This window comes from Caballeronia sp. LZ001 (assembly GCF_031450875.1).
Classification (GTDB): domain Bacteria; phylum Pseudomonadota; class Gammaproteobacteria; order Burkholderiales; family Burkholderiaceae; genus Caballeronia.
Genome location: NZ_JARTVX010000004.1, coordinates 5392945 through 5416131, shown reverse-complemented (window position 1 = coordinate 5416131; position 23187 = coordinate 5392945). Strand labels below are relative to the sequence as shown.

Below are 23187 nucleotides of genomic sequence, written 5' to 3'. Positions count from 1 at the left end.
CGAACGACGCCGCTCAGAGTAAGGTGGTAGAGCGCGTGATGCGTGATAGCGAAGTAGGTCAGCGGAGATCTGCGGGCATCTTCCAGGGAAGCAGCGCGTCGTAGTCGTCAACGGTCCTCGCCAGAGGAAGACGTTGGAACAACCAGTGAAGGTAGCGATAGGGATCGATGCCCCCGGCTTTGCAGGTTTCGATCAGACTGTAGAGGTTTGCACTTGCGTTCGCCCCCGCTACGGTGTCGCTAAAAAGCCATGAGCGGCGCCCGACGACGAATGGGCGAATCGCATTCTCGCAAGGGTTATTCGAGATGGCCCAAGTGCCGTTCTCGACGTAGCGGATCAGCTTCGGCCACTGCTCGCGCAGATAGGTCAGTGCCTTTCCGAGCAAACTTTTTGGTACGACGCCGGGCGACTCCGCGAGGGCTAAAGCGTAGATGGCGTCGAGTATGCGCGTGCTGTATCGACGTCGCAATCGCTGTCGTCGCTCAGCTGCCCATTTCTTAGAGCGGGCCTCCGCAGCGAACAGCTTGCCGATCAGCGTGATGAAGCGTGTCGCGAGCAGATCGGGCGAACGCGCGGCTTTCGGCACGTTCTCCTCCGCTTTGATGAAGTACCGTCTTAGGTGGGACCAACATCCGAGGTGCACGAGGTCATAGCGTTGAGCGATGTCGTTGTAGGGCTCGTAGCCATCAGTCATCAGAACCGCGCCCTTGCGAATCCCCGTGAACAGCTTGTCGGCCAGCTTGGCGCCACGTCCGGGCGTATAGCTGAAGCAGCGGATGGGGATGCCTGAATTGGTCATCTGCGCCCAGAGGTAGCTCTTCGTTTGCGGCTTGCGCCCTTTCTCTTTCAGTACCTGGAAAGTTGTTTCGTCGCAGTAGATCAGCTCTGCCTCGAGCAACGCATCGCGCATCAAGTTGATCACGGGCTGGGTCGCGAGGCCAACGCGAACCATGCTGGCGGCGATCGTGTTTGACGAGATGTCGCCGCCGAAGCGACACAGCAAACCAGCCTGACGATACAGCGGCATGCCGAACTGATACTTGCCGGTCGCGATCCATGCAAGCGCCGATTCGCTCAACAGTCCGCGCGCGATGATGCGCGGCGGCGCCGGCGTGACCTTGATCCCGAGGTCACAGCAAGGGCACGCATATTTGACGCGCTGGTGTTGGATCACCCGAAGCTGCTCGGGGATCACATCAAGCTGCTCACTGATCTCCGCGCCTATCTCGACGAGCGCGTGCCCATCGTTCGTGCAGAAGCGTTCGGCTTCAGGCAGTTCGTGTCGAACGACCTCGCGCGGCAGATTCGGATCTAGCGGCTTGCGATGACCGCGCTTCTTGCGCTTGTGCGCGGCGACTGTCGTCTCCGGCGTGTCTTCCTGCGCGGGCGCGCTGTTCGCGCCGAGCGTCTCGGCTTCGTTGAACAGGCTAGGTTGATCAGAATCTCGTGCTTCACTCTTGGCGCCGAACAGTTCGCGACGATAAGCTCGGAGGCGCTCCTCGGCGAGATCGCGCTCGGCCGTCACGAGCCGCAAGGCGCCACGTAATGCCTCCTGTTCTTCTCGCAATGCACGCGCAGCATCGCGCTCGGCGAGCAACGCCTTCAGGTCCTCGGCGGTGATCGTGACGTTGATCGGCATGGCGGGTTAGACCCGCACGCCGTCTCACTGTTCAGCTCACGCGATGATATTCCTGCTTCGGATGCCGTCGAATCGCGGTGATGTCATCGCCGTCGAGTAGCGCGTGCAGCACGTTGGTGGTCATCGTCACGATCTCAGCCTTGTTGTCGGGCCAAATGAAGTGGCTTCTCTCCAATCGCTTTATGAGAAGCCAGAAACCACTGCCATCCCAGCCAAGGATTTTTATCCGATCGCGACGCCGGTTTCCGAAGATGTATAGCGAAGTGTCCATCGGATTCAGGCGCATCGACTGCTCGACGAGAATCGACAGGCTATTCATGCCGTAGCGGAAATCAACGGGATCGCGGTGCAGATAGACCTTCAGATCGTCGTCGAACCGGAACACGGCATCCTCCCCAGGATCTGAACCACGGTCGTCAATTCGTCGATGGTCGCGATTGCCCCGCCGAGTTCAAGCTCGACGCCGTTCGACAGACGCACATGCAAGGCAAGTGTCATCGATGGCGGTGTGGACGGTTGTGTCGGCGACGCTGAAACGACCGACACGAACGCAGACGGCTTTACCGCGACGGGGACGGGTTGGCGCGACCCTGGCAAATCGACGGCCACGTCATTAATCGACTCGTCGGGCTGAGGCGGGTTGTAATCGTCGTTGCCATGTTGCGACGCTGGCGAAATGCCTTTCTCGCGCTCCACCAGGTACTTCGCGATCCACTTGCGCAGCAGATTGGCGTTGATGCCGTGCTGCTGAGCCAGACCGGCGACTGATACTCCGGGACGGAGTGCTGCCTCAATCAAGGCGCGTTTACTTTTTTCGTCATAGCGGCGACGGCCATCGCTGCTGCGACGCACTACTGCCAACTCTGAGTTCATGCCAGTCATAGGTGTCCACCTCAAGATTGAAGTGACCCCCGAAAGTTGGACGGTGTGACAGCTATGCTGTTGCGAGCAGAGACCGGTATGCGACCGGGCTCACGCCTCCTAGCTTCATCTTGATACGTTTGTGATTGTAGTAGTGAATGTAGTTTTTCAGTCCGGCGTGGAGTTCATCAACGTCTCGAAACTTGTTTAGGTGGAAGAATTCTGACTTTAGTGTGCCAAAGAAGCTTTCCATCGCCGCGTTGTCGAGGCAATTGCCCCGGCGCGACATGCTTTGTTTGACAGAATGCTTGTCCAAAGCCTTCCGATAGACCGGCATTCGGTATTGCCAGCCTTGATCCGAGTGGAGTATGGGTCTGTCGTTCGGTCCGAGGCGCGCGAACGCTCTCTTGAGCATGGTCCCGACCATGTCGAACAGAGGTCGTCGGGCTATCTCGAAAGCGATAACCTCGGCGTTGTACAGGTCGAGAACGGGCGAGAGATACAGCTTCTCGCCACCGACATTGAACTCGGTGACGTCAGTTACCCATTTGTCGTTCGGACGCTTCGCATCGAATCGCCGTTCAAGAATGTTCGGTGCCGCAAGGCCCACCTCGCCTCTGAATGCACGGTACTTTTTCAACCGGACGTACGACTTCAGCCGAAGTTCACCCATCAGGCGCTGAATTGTCTTGTGGTTGATCTTGGTGCCTTCTTGCCGTATCACGGCAGTGATGCGGCGATAGCCATACCGCCCCTTATGCTCGTCAAAGATCGAGCGAATCCGGACCTTCAGGCTTGCATACTTGTCGGCAATCCCGAGCGCCTTCTTCTGATAGTAGAAGGTACTCCGTGCCAGGCCCGCCACCTTGAGCAAGCCAGCGAGTGGATATTGTTGCCTTAGTTCAAGCACGATTCGCGCTTTTACTGCTGCGCTTCTTGCTTCTTCGCTTGAACTAAGGCGTCGAGTTTTTTTAGGTATGCGTTCTCCATTCGAAGATGGTCCAGTTCTGCCAGCAACTCTTTGCGGCTAGGGGAGCTGCCATCATATGACTTCGGCTGAGGCTTTTTAGTTGACGGCTTTTTCATTCTTGGGCGGCGCACGGAAGCGTACGGCGACAAGCCGGCCATGCCGCCTTCGTCGTATGCGTGTTCCCAGTTGCCAATGATGTTGAAATTTCGGATGTCAAAGAGGGCTGCAACTTGGCGGTAGGACAATTCGTCATCTCGCATACGTTGCAAAACCGATAGCTTGAATTCTAAGCTATAGGTCGCTCTACGCTTCTCCTGCACACCTTCAGCGCCATGTACGCGGTAAAGCGCTGCCCATCTACGCAGCGATTCTACGTTGATGCCATGACGTCGCGCGACGACCTTGAGCCCGTGATGGCCAGCGCAATAATCCTTAACGGCAGCGAGCTTCGCTTGTTCTGTATATTTTCCCAAGACATTCCCCAAAGATAGGTGCAACCTTCGGGGGTCAGTTCAAGATAGGTGGACACCTATGGTCCTCGCTACTGTCGCTCACTGCCAGACGTCGAAGATGGACCGCTTACTAACAAGCGACGTATTGCACCGTCACGCGCTTCCGCAAATGCAGCCTTGCTAGGATAGGAGCTGTAAGTATGATGGGCCAGTAAATTCGTAATGTTCGTAAGCGTCAATCTGAGGCCGTCTTGACGATCAGAACTTGAGCTCTGAGAGCCGCTGATTCGTTAGCACGAGATCGAAGGCGGCGGGATCGAAACTGCCGCCACACCACTCGAGGAAGTGGTCGTGCTCCTCGTGCATCGGATCGGTGATCGCCTCGAGGAAGTCGGCATATCCTGGCACTCCACCGACGTCTTCCGGTGGACACGCATTCTGCCCGTCCAAGCACAGCGGCCGGCGCATGTCTGGATCAGGCACCAGCGCCTTCTCGACTTTGATCCGATGCTGCCAGTTGTCACCGTAGTCGTAGATGTAGGTAAATGACTTTAGGCCGCCCAGCGCCTTCGCCAGCGTGACCCGTGCTTCATTGAGCATCGGTAGATCGCTCTGGAATCCGAAGTCATCAGGTTCACCATAGTTGGTTTCGCCGAAGACGAACTCGTGCAGGTGACCGCCTTCCCAGCCCATGGCCAGTTGCAGCATGACATGCAGTTTGCCCAGCCGGATCGAGCCGGGAACGATGATTCGTCGCCAGATGGCCAGGCTTGATGTACTTCAGCTCAACGCGCAGTACGTAATCGGGCACTGGCGCCTTGACCAAGCGCACGGCAGGTTTGCGGGGCTGGACCATCGGATTGATTGTCAGGCGGCTTGCTGCTCGATGTGTGCAGCCGGCATCAGGCGCCACGGCAGCAACTCGTCGATGCGGTTGATGGGATGATCGGCGATGCGCTCAAACACCGTGCGCAGGTAGGCAAACGGCTCGATGCCGTTCAGGCGCGCCGTACCGATCAGACTATAGATCACCGCCGCGCTCTGGCCACCGCCGTCGGAGCCTGCGAACAGATAATTGCGCCTGCCGAGAACCAGCGGCCTGATCGCGCGTTCCGCCGTATTGTTGTCCACCTCGACGCGCCCGTCTTCGCAATAGCGTATGAGTGCATGCCAGTGCCCCAGCGAGTATCTAATCGCCTTCGCCAGCCCAGACTTCGCCGATACCTGTGACAGCGTGTGTTCAAACCAAGCCTTCAGTTCAGCGAGCAATGGAGCCGAGTGCAGCTGGCGCGCAGACAGGCGCACGTCCGGTGTCTGGCCGCGAACCTCGCGTTCAACGGCATATAGCGCCCCGATGCGGCGCAGTGCTTCCTCGGCAATTGGTGAGCTATCCAACTTGTACAGCTCGTAGAACTTGCGCCGCGCATGCGCCTTATGCCGAACTCGGCATAAGGCTCATTATCTCGAGTTGGGTTTTATGCGGCGAAACGGTTGTGCTGCAGCGAGCGGATTCAGTCAGAGCCGCGTAGCACTCGGCATAATATTCGTTGCGACGCGATGCGAACATGGCGTCCAAACGGAGGCGAGTGCAAGCATGCAAATTCCGCTGCGAACGCAATCCAGCGCCGAGAGATATATCGCCAGGCGTGAATGGGTCACGGCACGTCTGGAACGTTGTCCGTTACACCCCACAGGCGGATGCGGTTTTGCTCGCCATGGCACCTACCGCCGCGTGACGCCAGCGGGGATGCGCATTGCGCGGTGGTACTGTCCTCTGGTAGGCAAGACCTTTAGCCTTCTGCCCGATTTTCTCGCTGCAAGGTTTCCAGGGCTACTCGATTCAATCGATGCAGTCGTTGCAAGCGCGTCAAGCATGCGAAGTGTAGAGGCAGCAGCCGATGCGTTGCGATCGGACGACGTGAGTTTGTCAGCGGCCGCACGCTGGTTGCGCCGCCGTCTATGGGCAGTTCAAGCAGCGTTACGTGGGCTCGATCTCCTACCCCGGGCAACAACGCTCGGCACCAGGCGACAGAAGCCGGCCGGCGTATGTGATTCGCTGTTCGAACTGCGGCGTGCGCTTGCTCACCATACCCTCAACAATCTGCCGGCCCCGCTGGGCTTTCTGCCATCGCGGCGGAATGCTTCGTGCCTCAGCGCCGGCGTCCAACAAGAGATGGGGCATGACAGCAGCCGGGGACGAATTTACGCTGGATCGGGTAACAGCGAGGGTGCCGAATGCGACATCAATCTGCCGATCCGCCCCCATTCGACACATCTCCGACGACGACGGAGATCGTTCGCGTGTGGCACGACGACCGTTCTGTAGGCGACGGCGCTGGCAGACTGTACCTTTGGTGGATCCGGCGCTTCAGGGGATATTGCGAGCAGCGTGGGCTTGACGAGCGCGCTGAGCTGACTCGCGACGGTGCGCGTCGATTCTTTGACTGGTACGCTCGCAGGCACAGCGTCAGCCCTGACAGAGCCGCAATCTCCGGGACGGCTTTGTACGCGCTCAATCGGGTCTATTACGTGCTGGGAAGGGATCCGCCGCCGTGGCGTATCCAACCACCTTCTGCTCGACCGGCCACTGCGTTGCTACGCGCGTATGCGGACTATCTCATAGCGCATCGCGGTAACCCGATGGTGACCGTGCACAAGCGGCTGACGCACATAGGCTATTTTCTCCAACACCTGCGTGTCCTTGACCGAACCTGGCGTTCGATGACGCTTGTCGACGTTGACGCATTCCTGGTCGACTGTAGCCGTCGATATGCGCGTACCACTACGGCCGATATCGCCGGCAGTATTCGGTCCTTTTCCCGTTTTCTATTCGCCACCGGGCGCAGCTCGCGCAACCTCGCCGATTCGGTAATCGCTCCCGTCCAGCCACGATATGAGCGGCCACGCCGAGCCCTGCCATGGGAGGACGTCCAGCATTTACTGGCAGCGGTGGATCAATCAAATCCGCATGGCCTGCGCGACTACGCCATGCTGCTGATGATGGTGACCTATGGATTCGGAGCCGGTGAACTGATCCGGCTGCGACTGGACGATATCAACTGGACTTCGTCGTCGTTACAGGTTACGCGTCCCAAGACTGGCGCGGTCTTTACTCTGCCGCTTCTGCCGGTGGTCGCGAGGGCGCTGGTCCGCTATCTTCGCGGCGGAAGGCCCCCACATACCACAACCCGATATCTGTTCGTCCAGTTGAAGCTGCCGTTCGCGCCGCTCACGGGATCCTCAGCCGTCTGGCACGTCATCGCCAAACATGCGGCCGCAGCCGGGCTGACGGCGCAGTATCTCGGTAGTCACGTCCTGCGGTACTCTCACGCTGCTCGCCAGATCGACCTGGGAGCAGATCCGCGAATCATTTCAGAGATTCTCGGCCATCGCGACCCGGACTCCTTATCGGCATATGTGCGTATCGCAACGGAGACCTTGCGCGACGTCTCGCTTCCGGTCCCATCATGAGAACGCTCGTGACAGCAGCCGGTTTGGCACACGACGCTGCGAAGTTTCTGCGGTTTCGCCGGGCCATGGGCGTGCAATATTTGCGCGGCGAATTCGTGCTCAACGGTTTCGTCCAATTCGTCGCTGAACAATGGGGGTGGAGAGCCGACGTCGCCCTCGATGAGGCCATTGGGCGATGGCTCTCGCGTAAGACCGGGCGTAAGCCGGTCACGGTGGGGCTGGAATTCGGGGTAGTGCGCCAGCTATGTCTGTACCGACGTCGAGAGGATCCTTCCGGATATGTGCCCGAGCACGCGCTCGCGCCGGTCAAGGAATCGCACTATATCCCCTACATCTTCTCGCGCGATGAAGTGACGAGAATGTTGCAGGTGGCGAGCAGCCATCGTGGTCGATGGATCTGGGCACGGATGCTGCGCACGTTGATGCTGGTGCTGTACTGTACCGGCCTGCGACTGGGAGAAGCGGTACGCTTGCGTATGGAAGACGTAGATCTAAGGCGCGGTACATTCCTGATTCCACATAGCAAGGGACGATCGCGTATCGTTCCGTTTCGCCCCGACCTCGCGCAGGAGTTGCGTCAATACCTTCATGCGCGTCACGAGATTCTCGAGCGCCTCGGCGTTAGCGAGCCGCGAGCATTGTTTATTCGGCTCGACGGTACGCCACTCACCGTGAAGTCCGCGTCTGATGCGCTCCGCCGATTACTTCGTCAGTTGTCGATGAAGCCACCGGCAGGCAGAGTCGGCGCCAGACCTTACGAGTTTCGCCACGCCTTTGCCGTCCACCGTCTCACGGCATGGGCCGAAGCCAGAGTCGATATGCACGCGAAGCTCCCGTGGTTGTCGGCGTATCTCGGTCACCAAGATGTCCTCGGTACCGAGGTGTACCTGAAGGCGACGCCACAACTTCTCCAACTCGCCAGTCAACGATTCCGGCGTCATCTGCGCAGCGCGGGGCCAGTCGAATGAAGACCGTACCGTCAGCCGCGTTGTTCACGCGCGTCGAATCATTCTTTACCGACAACCTGCAGCACATGCGAGGCGCCAGCGAGCATACCGTGCATGCCTATCGCGACGCGCTGAAGCTGTTCTTTGAATTCGTCGCCGCGAACAAGCGATGCAGTCTTTCGGGAATTGCCCTTGACGACATGACCGCAGAGACCGTTAGCCAGTTCCTGCTTCATCTGGAGATGGATCGCTCGAACTCCGCAGCGACGCGCAATTGCCGGCGATCTGCTATTCGAAGCTTCTTCCGACACCTGCTGCGTACCGATATCGTGCACTCGCAACAGTATGCTCGAGCGCTTGCAATTCCGGCGAAGAAGGTGCGGCATCGCCCGGCGACCTATCTGGAAGCTGACGAGGTTCGCGCAATTCTCGCCAGACCCAACCCAGCAACGGTTGAGGGCGGTCGCGACTACGCGTTATTGCTGTTTCTCTACAATACCGGTGCGCGCGTTAGCGAAGCAGCGGACCTTTGCTGGAGCGACTTGCAACTGACTGCACCTCGGCTGGTTTGCTTGCATGGTAAAGGCCGAAAGGATCGACTCTTGCCGCTTTGGCGCGATACGGTCAATGCACTGCACCGTCTGCGGATGAACGCTCAACCAGATCGGCAGCAGCATGTCTTTCTCAACCGCCGGGGCGAAGCATTGAGTCGCGATGGAATCGCCTACATCCTGCGCCGACATGTACAAGGGGCTACGCAGGCTTTGCCCACGCTCGACCGGAAGCGCATTACACCGCATGTCCTGCGCCATAGCTGCGCCGTCGCGCTATTGCAATCCGGCACAGACATCACTGTAATTCGCGACTACCTTGGCCACGCGAGCATCGCAACGACAGGACGCTACGTTTCGACAAACCTCCAGATGAAACGTGACGCACTGGAAACCTTCTGGCAGCATGCCGGGATTCGGCCAGTCCGTGCAAAGGCATGGAAGCCTACACCGGACCTTCTGGCATTTCTGGACTCCCTTTGACTGACAGGATTTATGTAGTGTCCAGCGATGCACAGCCACTGTCGGTGCAACGTTCACGGCGTCAGAATCCACATAAAACTCGACTCGGGATAATGCGCCCAGCACCCGGCCTCGATGACTGTGCCGTCACGATACAGCGCGTAATACCCGCTGAAGGCATCCGCCTGCAGGATTCCTGTGTAGCCCGCCAGATGTTCCCGAGGTCGCTCACCTTTGCGGTCGGGTGAGTACCTGTACCAGACTGCTGGTGGCGCGCGGCTCCCTGCCGGGCGGTCATCCCGCACATAGGTCCACAGGCGCGCGGTGCGTGTCTTGCCACGCCCCGGCTCCAGCACCGGCACGGGCGTGTCGTCGGTATGGATCTTGTCTGCGGCGCGTACATAACCACCGAGTGCGTCGGACAGGGGTTGCAGCAGCGCCGCTGCTTCACGCACCCACGAAGCCAGTGTTGCCCGGTCCAGTTCGATGCCCGCGCGGCGATAGATACCGGCCTGCCGGTATAGCGGCATATGGTCAGCATACTTCGCGACGACGACCTGCGCGAGCAGCCCCGCACCCGCCATCGAGCGTGCTATCGGCCGCGAAGGTGCAGGCGCCTGTACTACTGCTGCACAGCGCGGGCAGCTCAGCTTCGGACGGACGTGACGCAGTACCTTGAAGTAGCCGGGCACATAGTCGAGCACCTCCGAGACGTCTTCACCGAGCGCACGCATCTGTTTGCCGCATTCCGGGCATCCGCAGTTTGACGGCGCATGCACAACCGTTTCGCGGGGAAGATGGAGGGGGAAGTGCCGTGACTTGCGGCGCAGCGGAACGACGTTCGTTGTGGCCGATGTATCCGCAGTCGCGTCGGCGTCAGGTACCTTCGCCGGTGCGGTCATATCTGGTTCATGAACAGGCAGCTCACCGAGCGCGAGCTGCAGCTGGTCCATCAGTTCTGTCATGCGCTCCGATGAGCGGCCATACTGCCATCGCTTCAGTCGCGAGATCTCGGCCAGCAACTGCGCGATGGTCTCGTCGCGCGAGGCGACGATGCGCTTGAGAGCGGCGATGTCATCGGGCAGATGGCTGGCTGGCATGCATGCCAGTGTAAATGAAGGCCACGCGCTTGTGGGCTCCCGCACCATGCCTTATGCCGCGTGTGTCGGCTGCCACGTCCGCTCGGGGTGCCGCCAGTCAATCCCTTCGAGCAGCATCGACAGTTGGGCGGCTGACAGATGGACTGTTCCCGAGTCCGCCTGCGGCCACACGAAGCGTCCACGCTCGAGTCGTTTCGCGTACAGGTTCATGCCGTCGCCGCTCCACCATAAAATCTTGATGAGGTCACCGCGACGCCCGCGAAACAGGAAGATGTGCCCCGAGAAGGGATCACGACCGAGTGCTGACTGCACCAGCGCGGCAAGTCCATCCATGCCGCGGCGCATATCGGTAACGCCCGCTGCCAGCCATACGCGGGTACCGCTGGGCGGAGCAATCATCCCGGCATCAGGCAGCGCAGCACGAGGCGCAACTGCACTGGATCGACCATACCCGTGACGCGCACACGGGCACCGTTCAGCTCGATCTCAATGCCCGACGCTGCCGGTACGCTCTCGCGATGTGGCTCGACAGGCTGTAGAGCGAGCGATGCCGGCTCTGCGGTCTCGCCGGTCGGTGCATCATGTAGCGCTACGGGCAGCAACACCGCTGTGCTGTGCGCCACTCCTTCAAACAGGCCCGCCCGCAGTTGCCGGCGCCACTTGAACACCATATTCGGATTCAGTCCGTGCGCCTGCGAGAGCTTGGCCACCGAAATACCCGGCTCGCACGCCGCGACGGCAACTTGCCGCCGGTACTCTGGTGTGTAATTCGGTCTGCCCTTGCGGTTCGATGATCGCGCATTCCGTGTGTCCAAAGTAGTCCCCATCACTTGAAGTAACGGACATTACTTTGGACACCGGCTTCAGCTCTGTCCATGCGGCCACGGAATGACGCTTACTAATGTTCAGCTTGTGTCGAATGTGCGATTTCAAACTTCTTCCATTATGCAGTCGCGAACCAGGCGGTTCCTGGCCGCTCGCAGATATGATGGTGACGTCGATACGCAGGGGAAACTAATTCCAATGCCGGAGTTGCACGCAAGAGCACGCCTATACGCCTCTAGGAGACTCTCAAGCGCGCTAGGCGACGCTGCTCGCACAGATCTACTCGCGCTGCTCACGACCCTCCATGCCGACAACCCGGTGCAGGCCAAGGAAGTGCCGGGACCGACCCGGGTCGTGGATAACTCCTGCCTGTATTTCAAGCCAGAGACGCCGACCGACGCTGATGTTCAGGCCATGTCCCGTGGCTTTTCTCGACCAGGTGAGCGCGAATTTGAAAATGGGAATCGCCCATTGCGGCTGGCAGATCGGTACATCATCGCGGTAGACAAAACTGGCTCGATCAAAGGCGCACGATCGACCTATATGCAGTCCAGCCGCCGGCGAAGAAGGACGCGAACGAACCGACGCCCAACGCGATCGACGCCCATTGAAGAGCCATTCCCCATTTCATCCAGTAAGGCGCAGGGTTTTGCTCGGCGGCATTTGCGTAGCAAGCCTGGGATAAATATCTGGCAGCCGTCGACACGCCCGACAATCCTGCACCAATCATGAAAATGAAAAGGGCGCCCCCGACTGATGTCAGAAGCGTCGTTCTCACTGGTTCGCGCAAGTTGGTAAGCGCGTTGCCAACGAATGCTAGCATCGCAACAGCGGCGCCTCCATTTAGCAAGGTAGCGGATTTAAGAGCTGTTTGGCCTGCCTCAACCACCGCTTTGAACATCTCTATAGTCATGCCCGACCGAGCGACTAGCTGGGTTTTCCAAATCTCCAACTGATGCTGCGCCTGCGCCTCCGAGATCGGGGCATTGCTAGACTCTCGTTCCTGAGTCGTTTTAAGCAAGCCGTCGAGATACATCTGCATACTTTGAACCGGCATTGCGGAGTTTCCGGTTTGCGCAAATTCATCAACAGCAGCCTTGATCTGTCCGACTACCTCAGAAGCTTTCATCGTCATGCTCTGAAAAGTTTTCTGTTCTTAACGGAGAAACTTGTGCGCCATCGTCATGCCCTGTCGCACGCGCCCAGAACGCACATCCGTATTCTAGCCGCGCAGTCACCTGCGTTCCTCTACCTCGCACGCAGACCGCGTGCTGTCCCTTCGCCACCTCACCGCCCCAGTGCTCGCACTTGCGGCAGTGACGGGTGTCCTTACCGCTCTTAAACAGGCCCGTGCGTCGCCGTCCAAATACTGTGTGGATGAACAGTATGGCACTCCGCAATCGGTTTGAGTATTAGGCGCGCCTAATAAATTGCCTAAAATTCACTGTATTTACGTACAGGTAGCAGACATGAAAAAAACCCGCGAAAGCCTAAGCTATCGCGGGTTTTAATCTGGTCGGGGCGAGAGGATTTGAACCTCCGACCACCTGCACCCCATGCAGGTACGCTACCAGGCTGCGCTACGCCCCGAAAGAGCGAAAGTATATCAGAGCGAAACGAATAGTAGAACTGCTTCGACGAAATTCGTGTTCGGACTCGTCGAATCTACTCGAAAATGCTCACAGCCTGAGTTCAGACTGCGTGTAAGGGGAAGTCTTGATCGAAACAGGCGCGTCATTGTTACGCAGCGTCGGCACGCGCCGCTTGCGCGCAAGCGCTGCGCGCTGACGCTTGCGAAAGCGCTGTGCCAACAACGCCGACACGACACAAGGAATCAGGTAACTCAGCACGCGTTCGCTCCACTTGCTCCGCGTTGCGATGCTTTCATACTGCGTGTGATCATGAAAACTCGCGGACGCAAAGACCATCGTCAGTACGAAGTCGAGAGCCATTGCCAGAAAGCAGAAGATGAAGAACACGAGTGCGCCATTCCACAGCAGCTTGCCGTGACTTGCGTTGATCGTGCGGCAGACGAACATCACCGCGCACAGAAGCAAGAGGTTGAACAACAAGGGGAGCCAGGGAAAGAAGTCCATGTGCGCTAAGCCAATGATGATGCGTGAAAGAGCCAGCCTCCGCAGCGGCGATCGTCACAATCCGTGATAACCAGATCGTGGAAGGCCAAACCGGGAATTGGGCGCGATATTCACACACGGCAAGCAGCGCTTGAATACGAGTATTCTTAATCTACGACTAATCCGAATTCTGTCGTGATTCGGTCACTTCCTTGGTTCTTGATCGCTCAGCGAGTCCGACAAGAAATCGATGAAGGTTCTGACCTTCGTCGTCATGTACTTGCGGCTCGTGTACACCGCATACACCGACGGCGCGAACGCTTCGTAGCCCGGCAGCACGCGCAGCAAGTTGCCCGCGCCCAGTTCGGGATCGACGATCCACGCCGGCAGATACGCCATGCCCATCCCGGCGCGCACGAGCTGGAGCGCCATCGACGTATCGTTGGTCTTCAGCACCGGCTGATTCCTGACCGTGAACGCGCCGTCCGCGCCCGTCAGCGTAACCGTCTCGATATTGGTGTAAGTCGGCAGCACGACGCGATGCCGCGCCATGTCGTTGGGATGCCGCACCGGCCCATGCCGTTCGATATACGCAGGCGATGCCGCCAGCACGAACGGCATCCGGCACAACGGCCGTACGATGAGCGAGGGCGACGGCTCGGACGTCGCGCGCAAGGCCATGTCGTAGCCTTCCTCGACCAGATCGACGAAGCGGTTCTCAAGACGCAGATCGACGAGCACATCCGGATAACGCGCCTGATAAGCCACCAGCAAATCCGCGAACTTACGATTGGCGAACCAGCCCGGCGCGGTCACCTTGAGCACGCCATGCGGCTGCGCCGTCTGCGTGCCGACCGCGGCTTCTGCCGCGCGCAGGATATCGAGCGCCTCGCTGCACTGTTCGTAATAAACGTTGCCGGCTTCGGTCAGGCTGAGATGCCGCGTCGTTCGATTCAGCAACCGCACGTTCAAATGGCGTTCGAGGTTGGCGACGTGTTTGCTCGTCATCGCGGTCGAGATGTCTAGCCGTTCGGCCGCCTTCACGAAACTCCCGGCTTCGACGACCTCGCGGAATACGCGAAGACTGGTGAGCGCATCCATCGATCATTTCCTTCGAGGAAACAAAACGCCAATGTTAGCCGGATTTATCCGCGGATGAGGGCCACTCGGACGCAAGCCGGAGCGGGCGTCTTAAACATCGCCGCACGTCGAGGAAAAGCTGCCCGTCACTTCGGCCATTCGTCGAGTGCGTCGTTGAAGAGCGAGGCGACGACGCCGCGCAGCCAGCTCGTGCGTGGATCGTTATGAAACTTGCGATGCCAATGCTGCCGCAGATCGAACCTCGGCAGCGCGAGCGGCGGCTCGGCGAGCGTGATCGACGCGTGTTCGGCCACATACGCGAAGCCGATCGCATGCGGCACCGTCGCGATGAGATCCGTGCGCGACAAAATGAACGGCAAGCTCATGAAGTGCGGCGTCTCCAGCACGGCGCGGCGCCGCACGCGTTCCTTGTCGAGATGATTTTCGAGGATCTCCTGACTGCGTCCCTCGGCGCGCACGACCGCATGGCCGCATGCGCAGAAGCGTTCGAGCGTGAGAGGCTCGTGCGCGAAGGGATGATCGCGCCGCATGAGACAGATGAACCGGTGCGAAAAGAGCCGCTGCTGGAAGAAGTTGTTGCCGCGCAGATCGGGAAAATAGCCGACCGCCAGATCGATCGAGCCGGCTTCGAGTCCGCGCTCGACATCGCCGTGTGAAGCCGACACAGACCGCAGATTCGCTTGCGGCGCCTCGGTTGCGAACGCCTGCAACAAGCGCGGCAGAAAGACGATCTCGCCGACATCCGACAGCGCTATCGAGAACGTGTCGGTGCTCGACGAGGGATCGAAGTGCTGCGTATCGAGCAAACCGCGTTCGATCCGCCCGAGCGCCTCGCGCGCCGCCGGCACGAGCGCCAGGGCGCGCGGCGTCGGTTCCATGCCGCGCGAGGTCCGCACGAACAGCGGGTCGTTGAAATATTCGCGCAACCGTCCGAGCGCCGTCGACACGCGCGGCTGACTCACGCCGAGCCGCTCGGCGGCGCGGCTCACGTTGCGCGTCTCCTCTATCGCGACGAGGAACGGGATCAGATTCAGGTCGAGGTCGGTCATGCGGCCGTCGTTATCGTCCGGCGATATAGTGCGTCATGCGGCATTCGCCTCGCGGATAATGGAGTGTCTCGCGGATCATCCACGCCGCGCAACCATGTCCGACACGCGCTGCGCCGCTTCCTGCAGCGGCGTCAGGAACGACTTCACCATTTGCTTCGCGCTCTTGCGCTGCGCGTTGCCGGAGAGGTTCAGCGCGGCGATCACGCGGCCTTGCCGGTCGCGAATGGGCGCCGATAGCGAGATCAATCCTTCTTCCAGTTCTTGATCGACGATAGCCCAGCCCTGGCGCCGCACGAGCGCGATCGATTCCCTGAGCGCAGTCTTGTCGACGATGGTGTGCGGCGTGCGCGCGACGAGTTCGCTGGCATCGAGTGCTTCGTCGAGTTGCGCGTCGTCGAGCGCGGCGAAAAGCACGCGGCCCATCGACGTGCAGAACGCGGGCAGACGGCTGCCGATCGACAGATTTTGCGTGATGATCTTGTGGGTCGGCACGCGCAGCACGTAGACGATCTCCGCGCCGTTCAACACCGCCGCCGAGCAGCTTTCGTGAACTTGCGCGACGAGTTCTTCCATGACCGGCTCGGCGAGATTCCAGAACGGCATCGACGTGAGATAGGCGAAGCCCAGGTCGAGTATCTTCGGTGTGAGCTGGAAGAGGCGGCCGTCGGCTTCGACATAACCGAGCGTCTGCAACGTAAGGAGAATGCGCCTTGCGCCCGCGCGCGTTAAGCCGGTCGCGGCGGCGACATCGGTGAGCGTTTGCGCCGGGCGGTTCGCGTCGAACGAGCGGATGACCGAGAGCCCGCGCGCGAACGATTGCACGTAGGCGTCGCCGGGACGCGCGGGGTTATCGGATGAATCCGCGTCGGCATTCGTTGGAGTGGACATATTGAAAGCGTGAAGACCCGTACAAACCCGCACTTCGCGCATGCTTCGTTGACACGACAAAGAACCGGGGACTAACATGCCAATGTTCGCTTAACGAATCCATGTTCGCATATCGAACATTTCGAAGCAAGCTTGTCGGCGCACAGGTAAACCCCGAGATGCGTTTGCTTCAAGCAGCCGCTGACACGCAAGTCGGTTCGACACAGGAGAAAGTACGGCAATGATCAACAAGATTTTCGACTCGCTCGCGTCGGCGGTGGCGGATGTGCAGGACGGCGCGACCATCATGATCGGCGGTTTCGGCACGGCGGGCATGCCCTCGGAACTGATCGACGCGCTCATCGAACAGGGCGCGCGCAATCTCACCATCGTCAACAACAACGCGGGCAATGGCGACACGGGTCTCGCCGCCTTGCTGAAGGCGAAGCGCGTCAGCAAGATCATCTGTTCGTTTCCGCGTCAGACCGACTCGCACGTCTTCGACGCGCTCTACCGCGCGGGCGAAATCGAACTCGAACTCGTGCCGCAGGGTAATCTCGCGGAGCGCATTCGAGCGGCGGGCGCGGGCATCGGCGGATTCTTCACGCCGACCGGCTACGGCACGAAGCTCGCCGAAGGCAAGGAAACTCGCGTGATCGACGGCAAGCACTACGTGCTCGAAGCGCCGCTACACGCCGACTTCGCGCTCGTGAAGGCCTATAAGGGCGACCGCTGGGGCAATCTGGTCTATCGTAAGACGGCGCGCAACTTCGGGCCGATCATGGCGAGCGCCGCGAAGACCGCCATCGTGCAGGTGTCGAAGGTCGTGCCGCTCGGCGAGCTTGACCCCGAGAACATCGTGACGCCGGGCATCTTCGTGCAACGTGTGGTCGAAGTGCCGCAGGCGGTGCATGCCGCCGAACTCGAAGCTGAACTTGCATCCTGAAGGATCGAAGCCATGAAGAAACTTTCCCGTGACGAAATGGCCCGCCGCGTGGCCGCGGACATTCCCGAAGGCGCGTATGTGAACCTCGGTATCGGCGTGCCGACGCTCGTCGCCAATCATCTCGCGGCGGATCGCGAAATCTTCCTCCATAGCGAAAACGGCCTGCTCGGCATGGGTCCCGCGCCCGCGAAGGGCGAAGAGGACGACGAACTCATCAACGCCGGCAAGCAGCACGTCACGCTCTTGACGGGCGGCGCGTTCTTCCATCACGCCGATTCCTTCGCGATGATGCGCGGCGGCCATCTCGACTTCTGCGTGCTCGGCGCGTTCCAGGTCTCGGCGACGGGCGACCTCGCCAATTGGCACACCGGCGCACCCGATGCGATTCCCGCCGTCGGCGGCGCAATGGACCTGGCCATCGGCGCCAAGCAGGTGTACGTGATGATGGAACTGCTCACGAAGCAAGGCGAGAGCAAGCTCGTGGCCGAGTGTTCTTATCCGGTGACGGGCGTACAGTGCGTGGATCGCGTGTATACGGACCTCGCCGTGTTCGACGTGACGCCGGAAGGCTTTGTCGTGCGCGAGATGGTGGAAGGTCTGTCGTTCGACGAACTGCAAAAGCTGGCCCAGGTGCCGCTGCAATACGTGCCGCTGTCCGAGGCTGCATAAACGCTTCGCCTGAGAGATAACTGGAGTTGACCGATGAAAGAAGCTTTCGTATGTGATGCCATCCGCACGCCGATCGGCCGTTACGGCGGTTCGCTGTCTTCCGTGCGTGCCGACGACCTGGGCGCCGTGCCGCTGCGCGCGCTCGTCGAACGCAACAAGGAAGTGGACTGGGAAGCCGTCGAGGAAGTGATCTACGGCTGCGCGAATCAGGCGGGCGAAGACAATCGCAACGTCGCGCGCATGTCGGCGTTGCTTGCGGGCTTGCCCGTGGGCACGCCCGGTTCGACGGTGAACCGCCTGTGCGGTTCGGGCATGGATGCGGTCGGCATCGCGGCGCGCGCCATCAAGTCGGGCGAGGCGAGCCTTTTGATCGCGGGCGGCGTCGAGAGCATGAGCCGTGCGCCGTTCGTGATGGGCAAGGCGACGAGCGCGTTCTCGCGTCAGGCCGAGATTCACGACACGACCATCGGCTGGCGCTTCGTCAATCCGCTGATGAAGAAGCTCTATGGCGTCGACTCGATGCCCGAAACCGCCGAGAACGTCGCCGACGACTACAAGGTGAGCCGCGCCGATCAGGACGCGTTCGCGCTGCGCAGTCAGCAGAGGGCATCGCACGCGCAGAAGGACGGCACGCTCGCGCAGGAAATCACGCCGGTCAGCATCGCGCAGAAGAAGGGCGACGCGCTCGTCGTGTCGCAGGACGAGCATCCGCGTGAGACGAGTCTCGAAACGCTCGCGAAGCTGAAGGGCGTGGTGCGTCCGGACGGCTCGGTGACGGCGGGCAACGCGTCGGGCGTGAACGATGGCGCCGTCGCCATGCTGATCGCCGACGAAGAAAGCGCGAAGCGTCATGGCCTCACGCCGCGCGCGCGCATTCTCGGCATCGCGACCGCGGGTGTCGAACCGCGCGTGATGGGTATCGGACCGGCGCCCGCATCGCAGAAGCTGTTGGCGCGCCTTGGCATGACGATCGACCAGTTCGATGTGATCGAACTGAACGAAGCCTTCGCCTCGCAAGGGCTCGCCGTGCTGCGCATGCTCGGCATTGCCGACGACGATCCTCGCGTCAACCCGAACGGCGGTGCGATCGCGCTTGGACATCCGCTCGGCGCGTCCGGCGCGCGGCTCGTGACGACCGCGAGCTATCAGTTGCAGCGCACGGGCGGGCGCTTCGCGCTCTGCACCATGTGCATCGGCGTGGGCCAGGGCATTGCGATGGTCATCGAGCGTGTCTAAGGACATGTTCGCCTCGACCGGTCGTCTCACGGATCTCATCTGCGGCAACGAGGCCGCCAACGCGCTATGGTCGGCGCGCGCGACGGTGCAGGCCATGCTCGATGTCGAAGCGGCGCTCGCGCGTGCGTCGGCGGAGCATGGCGTGATTCCGGCGAGCGCGGTCGATGCGATCGTCGCCGGGTGCAATGCCGACAACCTCGACGCCGGCGCGTTGATGACCGGCGCGGCCGCCGGCGGCAATCTCGCGATTCCGCTCGTCAAGCAATTGACCGCCGTGGTGAAGGCCGGCGACGCCGAGGCCGCGAAGTACGTGCATTGGGGCGCGACGAGTCAGGACATCATCGACACGGGCGTCATGCTGCAACTGCGCGCCGCATTCGAACTGATCGATGCCGATCTGCGCGAACTCGCGGCATCGCTCGCGCAGCAAGCGCAGAAGCATCACGCGACGCCGATGATCGGCCGCACATGGTTGCAACAGGCGCTGCCAATCACGCTCGGTCTCAAGTTCGCGCAATGGCTGGATGCGGTGACGCGTCATCGCGGGCGTCTGTACGAACTGAAATCGCGCGTGTTCGTGCTGCAATTCGGCGGCGCGGCGGGCACGCTGGCGAGTCTGCGCGACAAGGCCTTGCCGGTGGCGCAGTCGCTCGCCGATGAACTTCAGCTCGCCCTGCCCGCGCTGCCTTGGCATACGCAACGCGATCGCATCGCGGAGGCGGCGGCGTTTCTCGGCATGCTCACGGGCACGCTTGGCAAGATCGCGCGCGACATCTCGCTCATGATGCAGACCGAACTCGGCGAACTGGCCGAGCCGGCCGCGGCAGGCAAGGGCGGGTCGTCCACCATGCCGCACAAGCGCAATCCCGTGGGTTGCGCGGCGGTGCTGACTGCCGCGACGCGCGCGCCCAATCTCGTCGCGACGATTTTCGCGGGCATGGTGCAGGAACACGAACGCGCGCTCGGCGGCTGGCAGGCGGAATGGGAAGCGCTGCCCGATCTCGCGCGGCTTACGGCGGGCGCGTTGTCGAATATCAAGGGCATCGTGCCGGGTCTCGAAGTGAACGTCGCGCGGCTCGCGCGGAATCTCGACGCGACCAACGGTCTCGTGCTCGGCGAAGCGGTCATGCTCGCGCTCGGCGACGCCATCGGCCGGCTGGATGCGCACAAGCTCGTCGAGCAGTCGTCGAAGGCGGCGGTGGCAAGCGGCCAGTCTCTCTTCGAAGTGCTCGCCGCGAACGAAACCGTCACGCAGCATCTTTCGCAACAACAGTTGAAATCCTTGCTCGATCCGGCGAATTACGCCGGTCAGGCACAGGCCTTCGTCGACGCCGCGCTCGAGCTTCATCGCGCGAACGCGTGAGCGCACAAGATTCAGGAGCGATACAGCATGCCCCTTGCCGCTATCAACGGTACCCGGATTCACTATCGAGTCGATGCCCGCGCGGGCCATGACGCCCCGTGGCTCGTGCTGTCGAATTCGCTCGGCGCCGATGTCTCCATGTGGACGCCGCAAGTCGAAGCGTTCGCCGAGCACTACCGCGTGGTGCGTTACGACACGCGCGGCCACGGCCATTCGGACGCGCCAGCGGGGCCGTACACCGTCGATCAGTTGATCGGCGATGTCGTCGGGCTGCTCGATCATCTCGGTATCGAACGCGCGCATTACTGCGGTCTGTCGATGGGCGGACTCACGGGCATCGGGCTCGCCGCGCGTCATCCCGAACGTTTCTCGCGCGTGGTGCTGTCGAACACGGCGGCGCTCATCGGCTCGGATGCGGTGTGGACGCCGCGCGCCGCGAAAGCGCGTGAAGCAGGCGGCATGCCGTCGCTGACCGACGCCGTGATCGCGCGCTGGTTCACTGCGCCGTTCATCGAGCGCGAACAGCTCGTGCTCGCCAACATCCGCGATGTCTTCCGGCATACGGAGGGCGAAGGCTACGCGTCGAATTGCGAAGCGATCCGCGACGCCGACCTGCGCGCCGAAGCGAAGACCATCGCGCTGCCGGTGCTCGTGATCGCAGGCACGCACGATCTGTCGACGACAGCCGAGCAGGGCCGCGAACTGGCGGGTTATATCGAAGGCGCGCGCTACGTCGAACTGGACGCGGCGCATTTGTCGAACATCGAGAAGCGCGACGATTACACGCGCGCCGTGCTCGACTTTCTCGGAGAACAACCATGACTGATGACGAACGTTACGAAGCCGGCATGAAGGTGCGCCGCGCGGTGCTGTCCGATGCGCACGTGGACCGCTCGCTTGCCAACCGCACCGATCTCACCACGGATTTCCAGAACTTCATCACGCGCTATGCGTGGGGCGAAATCTGGACGCGCGATGGCTTGCCGCGTCATACGCGCAGCCTTCTCACCATCGCGATGATGGTCGCGCTCAATCGTGGCGAGGAACTCGCGTTGCATCTGCGCGCCGCGAAGAACAACGGCGTGACGCAGGACGAGATCAAGGAAGTGCTGTTGCAGACGGCCGTGTATTGCGGCGTGCCGGCCGCGAACTCAGCGTTCCATCTGGCGCAGAAGATCTTCGAGGAAGAGGCGCAGAAGAAGTAAGTAGCTTTCCGCCTGTTGCGGCATGTCAAGCCGAGGGCCGTTCATCGCGAACGGCCCTCGGCTTTTCAGAACGCGTAATACGGCCCGTTTCCTGCGGGCGTCGCGCGTCCTTCGAGCGCCGTGAACACGCGTCTCCCAAAGAAGAATGGCAAGCCCCAGTCGAAGTATCCGCTCGACGGTCCGGCGAGATTGCTGAACGCGAAATTGCCGCTTGCGATCAACGTGGTCGATTGCGCGACGCTGAACGAGACGTCGGTCGTGATGCCGCTCGTCGAACGCACGGTCGCGCTCAAGGCTTGCGTCGCCGCCGGGCAATACCACGCGCCGCATGTCGTGATGCTCGTCGAAGGGAAGAACAACCCATTCGATCCGCTGTCGATGAAGCTCGTCCCATACTGACTGCCGCCGAAGCTCGTCGACACATAGCCGGAAGACGAACTCGATTTCAACACCGTCGCCGAGCCAAGCAGATTGTTCGCCTGCGTACCGATGCCGAAGGTCATCGTCCCCGTGACCGCGGATGCGCCTGCGGCTGGAATGGCGGGGAGTTCGATCAGCACGCCGTTGTTGTCGGCGGCGAAATTGGCGACCGGATTGGTCACCTGCTGCGCAACCGGCAAGCTGCTCGCCGTGCAACCGCCGCCCGCGTTGCAGGTGTAGTACCAGCGTGGCATGGCGGAGGCGGCGCAGCCCGCGCCGCAATCGGCGGTGAACGGACCGACGCCGAGAATGCCGTTGCCGCGCAGCTTCGATGCGTCGAGCATCGGCAGGCCGGACTGTGCGCAATCGGCGGGCGCCGTGGGCGTCGATGCATCGGCGATCAACTGCACGGAGGTTGCCCCCGCGACTTGGCCGGCGAGCCGCACATCGGCGGTGCGCACGGCGCCCCATGTGTAGCCGGTGCCAAACACCGAGCATTCGGCGACGATCCCGTTCGAACCGCTTGCCGCGACGAGCGGCAGCGCGATTTGCGAGTTCAGTGCCGACGCCAGCACGCGCAGCCCGTGCGAGCCGGTATCGACCTGGATGTTGTCGATGGTCTGGCAAGTATTCGTGCCCGGCACGCAGATAGTGACGCTCGTCTGCAGCATGTTGCGCGTGCGAGTTGGCGTGCTGGTGACGGTGATGGTCTGCACGTTCGGCGTGGTCGATTGCACAACGGTGGTGGAGTCGGCGCTCGGTGCGGATGCCGCGCTGGCGCTGCTGGCGGCGCTTGCCGCGGCCGGGACGCTTGCCGTGCCCGGCGCGCTGGCCGTCGCGGGCGCGCTGGCTTGTGCAGGTGCCGCGGGTGCCGGCGTGGCGCTGTCGGAACCGCCGCCACCGCCGCATGCGGTCAAGGCCAGTGCGGTGACGATAAGAAGCGTGAGATGCGTGCGAATAGGCATGCGTGCCTCCAAC

Annotated in this window: 22 protein-coding genes, 1 tRNA gene and 2 pseudogenes; 9 read left to right on the top strand and 16 right to left on the bottom strand. The window is 61.2% G+C overall.

All coding sequences use genetic code 11. From position 1 onward, the window contains the following. Positions 1 to 58 precede the first annotated feature (58 nt). The 6 genes and pseudogenes from tnpC (P9292_RS36520) to tnpC (P9292_RS36495) form a co-directional block, all read right to left on the bottom strand. Positions 59 to 1639: an IS66 family transposase gene (gene tnpC, locus P9292_RS36520; RefSeq protein WP_309963958.1), complete on the bottom strand. Its 1581-nt coding sequence runs from the start codon at positions 1637 to 1639 to the stop codon at positions 59 to 61. 31 nt (positions 1640 to 1670) lie between these two features. After that, positions 1671 to 2024, bottom strand: coding sequence for an IS66 family insertion sequence element accessory protein TnpB (gene tnpB / locus P9292_RS36515; protein ID WP_045463971.1), 354 nt, complete (start codon positions 2022 to 2024; stop codon positions 1671 to 1673). Next, positions 2000 to 2521 carry a transposase gene (locus P9292_RS36510; RefSeq protein ID WP_309963956.1) on the bottom strand — a complete coding sequence of 174 codons (522 nt, stop codon included), beginning with the start codon at positions 2519 to 2521 and terminating at the stop codon, positions 2000 to 2002. Before P9292_RS36510 ends, tnpB (P9292_RS36515) begins: the two co-directional genes overlap by 25 nt. A gap of 52 nt (positions 2522 to 2573) precedes the next feature. Next, positions 2574 to 3943, bottom strand: a protein-coding gene (locus tag P9292_RS36505) for an IS3 family transposase (RefSeq protein ID WP_309957764.1) whose coding sequence is annotated in 2 segments (ribosomal slippage) — positions 2574 to 3466 and positions 3466 to 3943 — 1371 coding nt in all. Because the reading frame shifts where the segments join, the coding sequence is not laid out codon by codon here. Between the two features lie 237 nt (positions 3944 to 4180). Next, positions 4181 to 4778: pseudogene (locus P9292_RS36500) on the bottom strand (plasmid pRiA4b ORF-3 family protein). 11 nt (positions 4779 to 4789) lie between these two features. Beyond that, positions 4790 to 5353 (bottom strand): annotated as a pseudogene (gene tnpC, locus P9292_RS36495) (IS66 family transposase); the annotation flags it as partial. An 870-nt stretch (positions 5354 to 6223) separates the two neighbouring features. On the opposite strand from tnpC (P9292_RS36495), the gene P9292_RS36490 reads away from it, so the two are divergent. From P9292_RS36490 to P9292_RS36480, 3 genes are read left to right on the top strand one after another with little or no spacing between them, the layout of a single operon-like run. After that, positions 6224 to 7393 (top strand): tyrosine-type recombinase/integrase, encoded by a 1170-nt coding sequence (locus P9292_RS36490; RefSeq protein WP_309963125.1) that lies wholly within the window; start codon positions 6224 to 6226, stop codon positions 7391 to 7393. Beyond that, the gene (locus P9292_RS36485) at positions 7390 to 8361 is read left to right on the top strand and encodes a tyrosine-type recombinase/integrase (protein WP_309963127.1); all 972 of its coding nucleotides are present in this window, start codon (positions 7390 to 7392) and stop codon (positions 8359 to 8361) included. Before P9292_RS36490 ends, P9292_RS36485 begins: the two co-directional genes overlap by 4 nt. After that, positions 8358 to 9374, top strand: a complete 1017-nt coding sequence (locus P9292_RS36480; protein WP_309963129.1) for a site-specific integrase — start codon at positions 8358 to 8360, stop codon at positions 9372 to 9374. Before P9292_RS36485 ends, P9292_RS36480 begins: the two co-directional genes overlap by 4 nt. 53 nt (positions 9375 to 9427) lie before the next feature. On the opposite strand, the gene tnpC (P9292_RS36475) is transcribed toward P9292_RS36480, so the two are convergent. From tnpC (P9292_RS36475) to P9292_RS36435, 9 genes are all read right to left on the bottom strand, one after another. After that, positions 9428 to 10453, bottom strand: a complete 1026-nt coding sequence (gene tnpC / locus P9292_RS36475; RefSeq protein ID WP_309963954.1) for an IS66 family transposase — start codon at positions 10451 to 10453, stop codon at positions 9428 to 9430. Positions 10454 to 10504: 51 nt separating this feature from the next. Further along, positions 10505 to 10852 carry an IS66 family insertion sequence element accessory protein TnpB gene (gene tnpB, locus P9292_RS36470; protein WP_080404084.1) on the bottom strand — a complete coding sequence of 116 codons (348 nt, stop codon included), beginning with the start codon at positions 10850 to 10852 and terminating at the stop codon, positions 10505 to 10507. After that, entirely contained in the window at positions 10849 to 11268 is a 420-nt protein-coding gene (gene tnpA / locus P9292_RS36465; RefSeq protein ID WP_309963950.1) for an IS66-like element accessory protein TnpA, read from the bottom strand. Before tnpA ends, tnpB (P9292_RS36470) begins: the two co-directional genes overlap by 4 nt. A gap of 530 nt (positions 11269 to 11798) precedes the next feature. Beyond that, the gene (locus P9292_RS36460) at positions 11799 to 12407 is read right to left on the bottom strand and encodes a hypothetical protein (protein ID WP_309963947.1); all 609 of its coding nucleotides are present in this window, start codon (positions 12405 to 12407) and stop codon (positions 11799 to 11801) included. A 384-nt stretch (positions 12408 to 12791) separates the two neighbouring features. Beyond that, a tRNA-Pro gene (locus P9292_RS36455) sits at positions 12792 to 12868 on the bottom strand. Positions 12869 to 12957: 89 nt separating this feature from the next. Further along, complete coding sequence (locus tag P9292_RS36450; protein ID WP_244827712.1) at positions 12958 to 13374, bottom strand: hypothetical protein; 417 nt, start codon at positions 13372 to 13374, stop codon at positions 12958 to 12960. Between the two features lie 183 nt (positions 13375 to 13557). Next, complete coding sequence (locus P9292_RS36445; RefSeq protein ID WP_250508904.1) at positions 13558 to 14454, bottom strand: LysR family transcriptional regulator; 897 nt, start codon at positions 14452 to 14454, stop codon at positions 13558 to 13560. A gap of 125 nt (positions 14455 to 14579) precedes the next feature. Then, positions 14580 to 15503, bottom strand: a complete 924-nt coding sequence (locus P9292_RS36440; protein ID WP_309963945.1) for a LysR family transcriptional regulator — start codon at positions 15501 to 15503, stop codon at positions 14580 to 14582. 75 nt (positions 15504 to 15578) lie between these two features. Further along, complete coding sequence (locus P9292_RS36435; protein WP_309963943.1) at positions 15579 to 16391, bottom strand: IclR family transcriptional regulator; 813 nt, start codon at positions 16389 to 16391, stop codon at positions 15579 to 15581. Positions 16392 to 16611: 220 nt separating this feature from the next. Here P9292_RS36435 and P9292_RS36430 point away from each other — a divergent pair, with 220 nt between their 5' ends. The 6 genes from P9292_RS36430 to pcaC are packed head-to-tail and all read left to right on the top strand — an operon-like array spanning position 16612 to position 21789. After that, positions 16612 to 17316 carry a 3-oxoacid CoA-transferase subunit A gene (locus P9292_RS36430; protein ID WP_244827716.1) on the top strand — a complete coding sequence of 235 codons (705 nt, stop codon included), beginning with the start codon at positions 16612 to 16614 and terminating at the stop codon, positions 17314 to 17316. Positions 17317 to 17328: 12 nt separating this feature from the next. Further along, positions 17329 to 17985, top strand: coding sequence for a 3-oxoacid CoA-transferase subunit B (locus P9292_RS36425; protein ID WP_244827717.1), 657 nt, complete (start codon positions 17329 to 17331; stop codon positions 17983 to 17985). Between the two features lie 33 nt (positions 17986 to 18018). Continuing rightward, a complete protein-coding gene (gene pcaF, locus P9292_RS36420) occupies positions 18019 to 19221 on the top strand; it encodes a 3-oxoadipyl-CoA thiolase (protein WP_309963941.1) in 1203 nt (400 codons plus the stop codon). 4 nt (positions 19222 to 19225) lie between these two features. After that, entirely contained in the window at positions 19226 to 20584 is a 1359-nt protein-coding gene (locus P9292_RS36415; protein ID WP_309963939.1) for a 3-carboxy-cis,cis-muconate cycloisomerase, read from the top strand. A gap of 27 nt (positions 20585 to 20611) precedes the next feature. Continuing rightward, complete coding sequence (pcaD, locus tag P9292_RS36410; RefSeq protein ID WP_309963937.1) at positions 20612 to 21406, top strand: 3-oxoadipate enol-lactonase; 795 nt, start codon at positions 20612 to 20614, stop codon at positions 21404 to 21406. Further along, positions 21403 to 21789 carry a 4-carboxymuconolactone decarboxylase gene (pcaC, locus tag P9292_RS36405; RefSeq protein ID WP_244827721.1) on the top strand — a complete coding sequence of 129 codons (387 nt, stop codon included), beginning with the start codon at positions 21403 to 21405 and terminating at the stop codon, positions 21787 to 21789. Before pcaD ends, pcaC begins: the two co-directional genes overlap by 4 nt. A 65-nt stretch (positions 21790 to 21854) precedes the next feature. On the opposite strand, the gene P9292_RS36400 is transcribed toward pcaC, so the two are convergent. Further along, positions 21855 to 23174, bottom strand: coding sequence for a DUF3443 domain-containing protein (locus P9292_RS36400; protein ID WP_309963936.1), 1320 nt, complete (start codon positions 23172 to 23174; stop codon positions 21855 to 21857). Positions 23175 to 23187 lie beyond the last annotated feature (13 nt).

Excerpts from the sequence above, each read along its gene's own strand:
- P9292_RS36440 (WP_309963945.1), bottom strand. The coding sequence starts at position 15,503 with ATGACCGACCTCGACCTGAATCTGATCCCGTTCCTCGTCGCGATAGAG.
- P9292_RS36450 (WP_244827712.1), bottom strand. The coding sequence starts at position 13,374 with ATGGACTTCTTTCCCTGGCTCCCCTTGTTGTTCAACCTCTTGCTTCTG.
- pcaC (WP_244827721.1), top strand. The coding sequence starts at position 21,403 with ATGACTGATGACGAACGTTACGAAGCCGGCATGAAGGTGCGCCGCGCG.
- P9292_RS36510 (WP_309963956.1), bottom strand. The coding sequence starts at position 2,521 with ATGACTGGCATGAACTCAGAGTTGGCAGTAGTGCGTCGCAGCAGCGAT.
- P9292_RS36425 (WP_244827717.1), top strand. The coding sequence starts at position 17,329 with ATGAAGAAACTTTCCCGTGACGAAATGGCCCGCCGCGTGGCCGCGGAC.
- P9292_RS36445 (WP_250508904.1), bottom strand. The coding sequence starts at position 14,454 with ATGGATGCGCTCACCAGTCTTCGCGTATTCCGCGAGGTCGTCGAAGCC.
- P9292_RS36460 (WP_309963947.1), bottom strand. The coding sequence starts at position 12,407 with ATGAAAGCTTCTGAGGTAGTCGGACAGATCAAGGCTGCTGTTGATGAA.
- P9292_RS36485 (WP_309963127.1), top strand. The coding sequence starts at position 7,390 with ATGAGAACGCTCGTGACAGCAGCCGGTTTGGCACACGACGCTGCGAAG.
- P9292_RS36435 (WP_309963943.1), bottom strand. The coding sequence starts at position 16,391 with ATGTCCACTCCAACGAATGCCGACGCGGATTCATCCGATAACCCCGCG.
- tnpC (WP_309963958.1), bottom strand. The coding sequence starts at position 1,639 with ATGCCGATCAACGTCACGATCACCGCCGAGGACCTGAAGGCGTTGCTC.
- P9292_RS36430 (WP_244827716.1), top strand. The coding sequence starts at position 16,612 with ATGATCAACAAGATTTTCGACTCGCTCGCGTCGGCGGTGGCGGATGTG.
- pcaF (WP_309963941.1), top strand. The coding sequence starts at position 18,019 with ATGAAAGAAGCTTTCGTATGTGATGCCATCCGCACGCCGATCGGCCGT.
- P9292_RS36400 (WP_309963936.1), bottom strand. The coding sequence starts at position 23,174 with ATGCCTATTCGCACGCATCTCACGCTTCTTATCGTCACCGCACTGGCC.
- P9292_RS36480 (WP_309963129.1), top strand. The coding sequence starts at position 8,358 with ATGAAGACCGTACCGTCAGCCGCGTTGTTCACGCGCGTCGAATCATTC.
- P9292_RS36415 (WP_309963939.1), top strand. The coding sequence starts at position 19,226 with ATGTTCGCCTCGACCGGTCGTCTCACGGATCTCATCTGCGGCAACGAG.
- tnpB (WP_080404084.1), bottom strand. The coding sequence starts at position 10,852 with ATGATTGCTCCGCCCAGCGGTACCCGCGTATGGCTGGCAGCGGGCGTT.
- tnpC (WP_309963954.1), bottom strand. The coding sequence starts at position 10,453 with ATGCCAGCCAGCCATCTGCCCGATGACATCGCCGCTCTCAAGCGCATC.
- pcaD (WP_309963937.1), top strand. The coding sequence starts at position 20,612 with ATGCCCCTTGCCGCTATCAACGGTACCCGGATTCACTATCGAGTCGAT.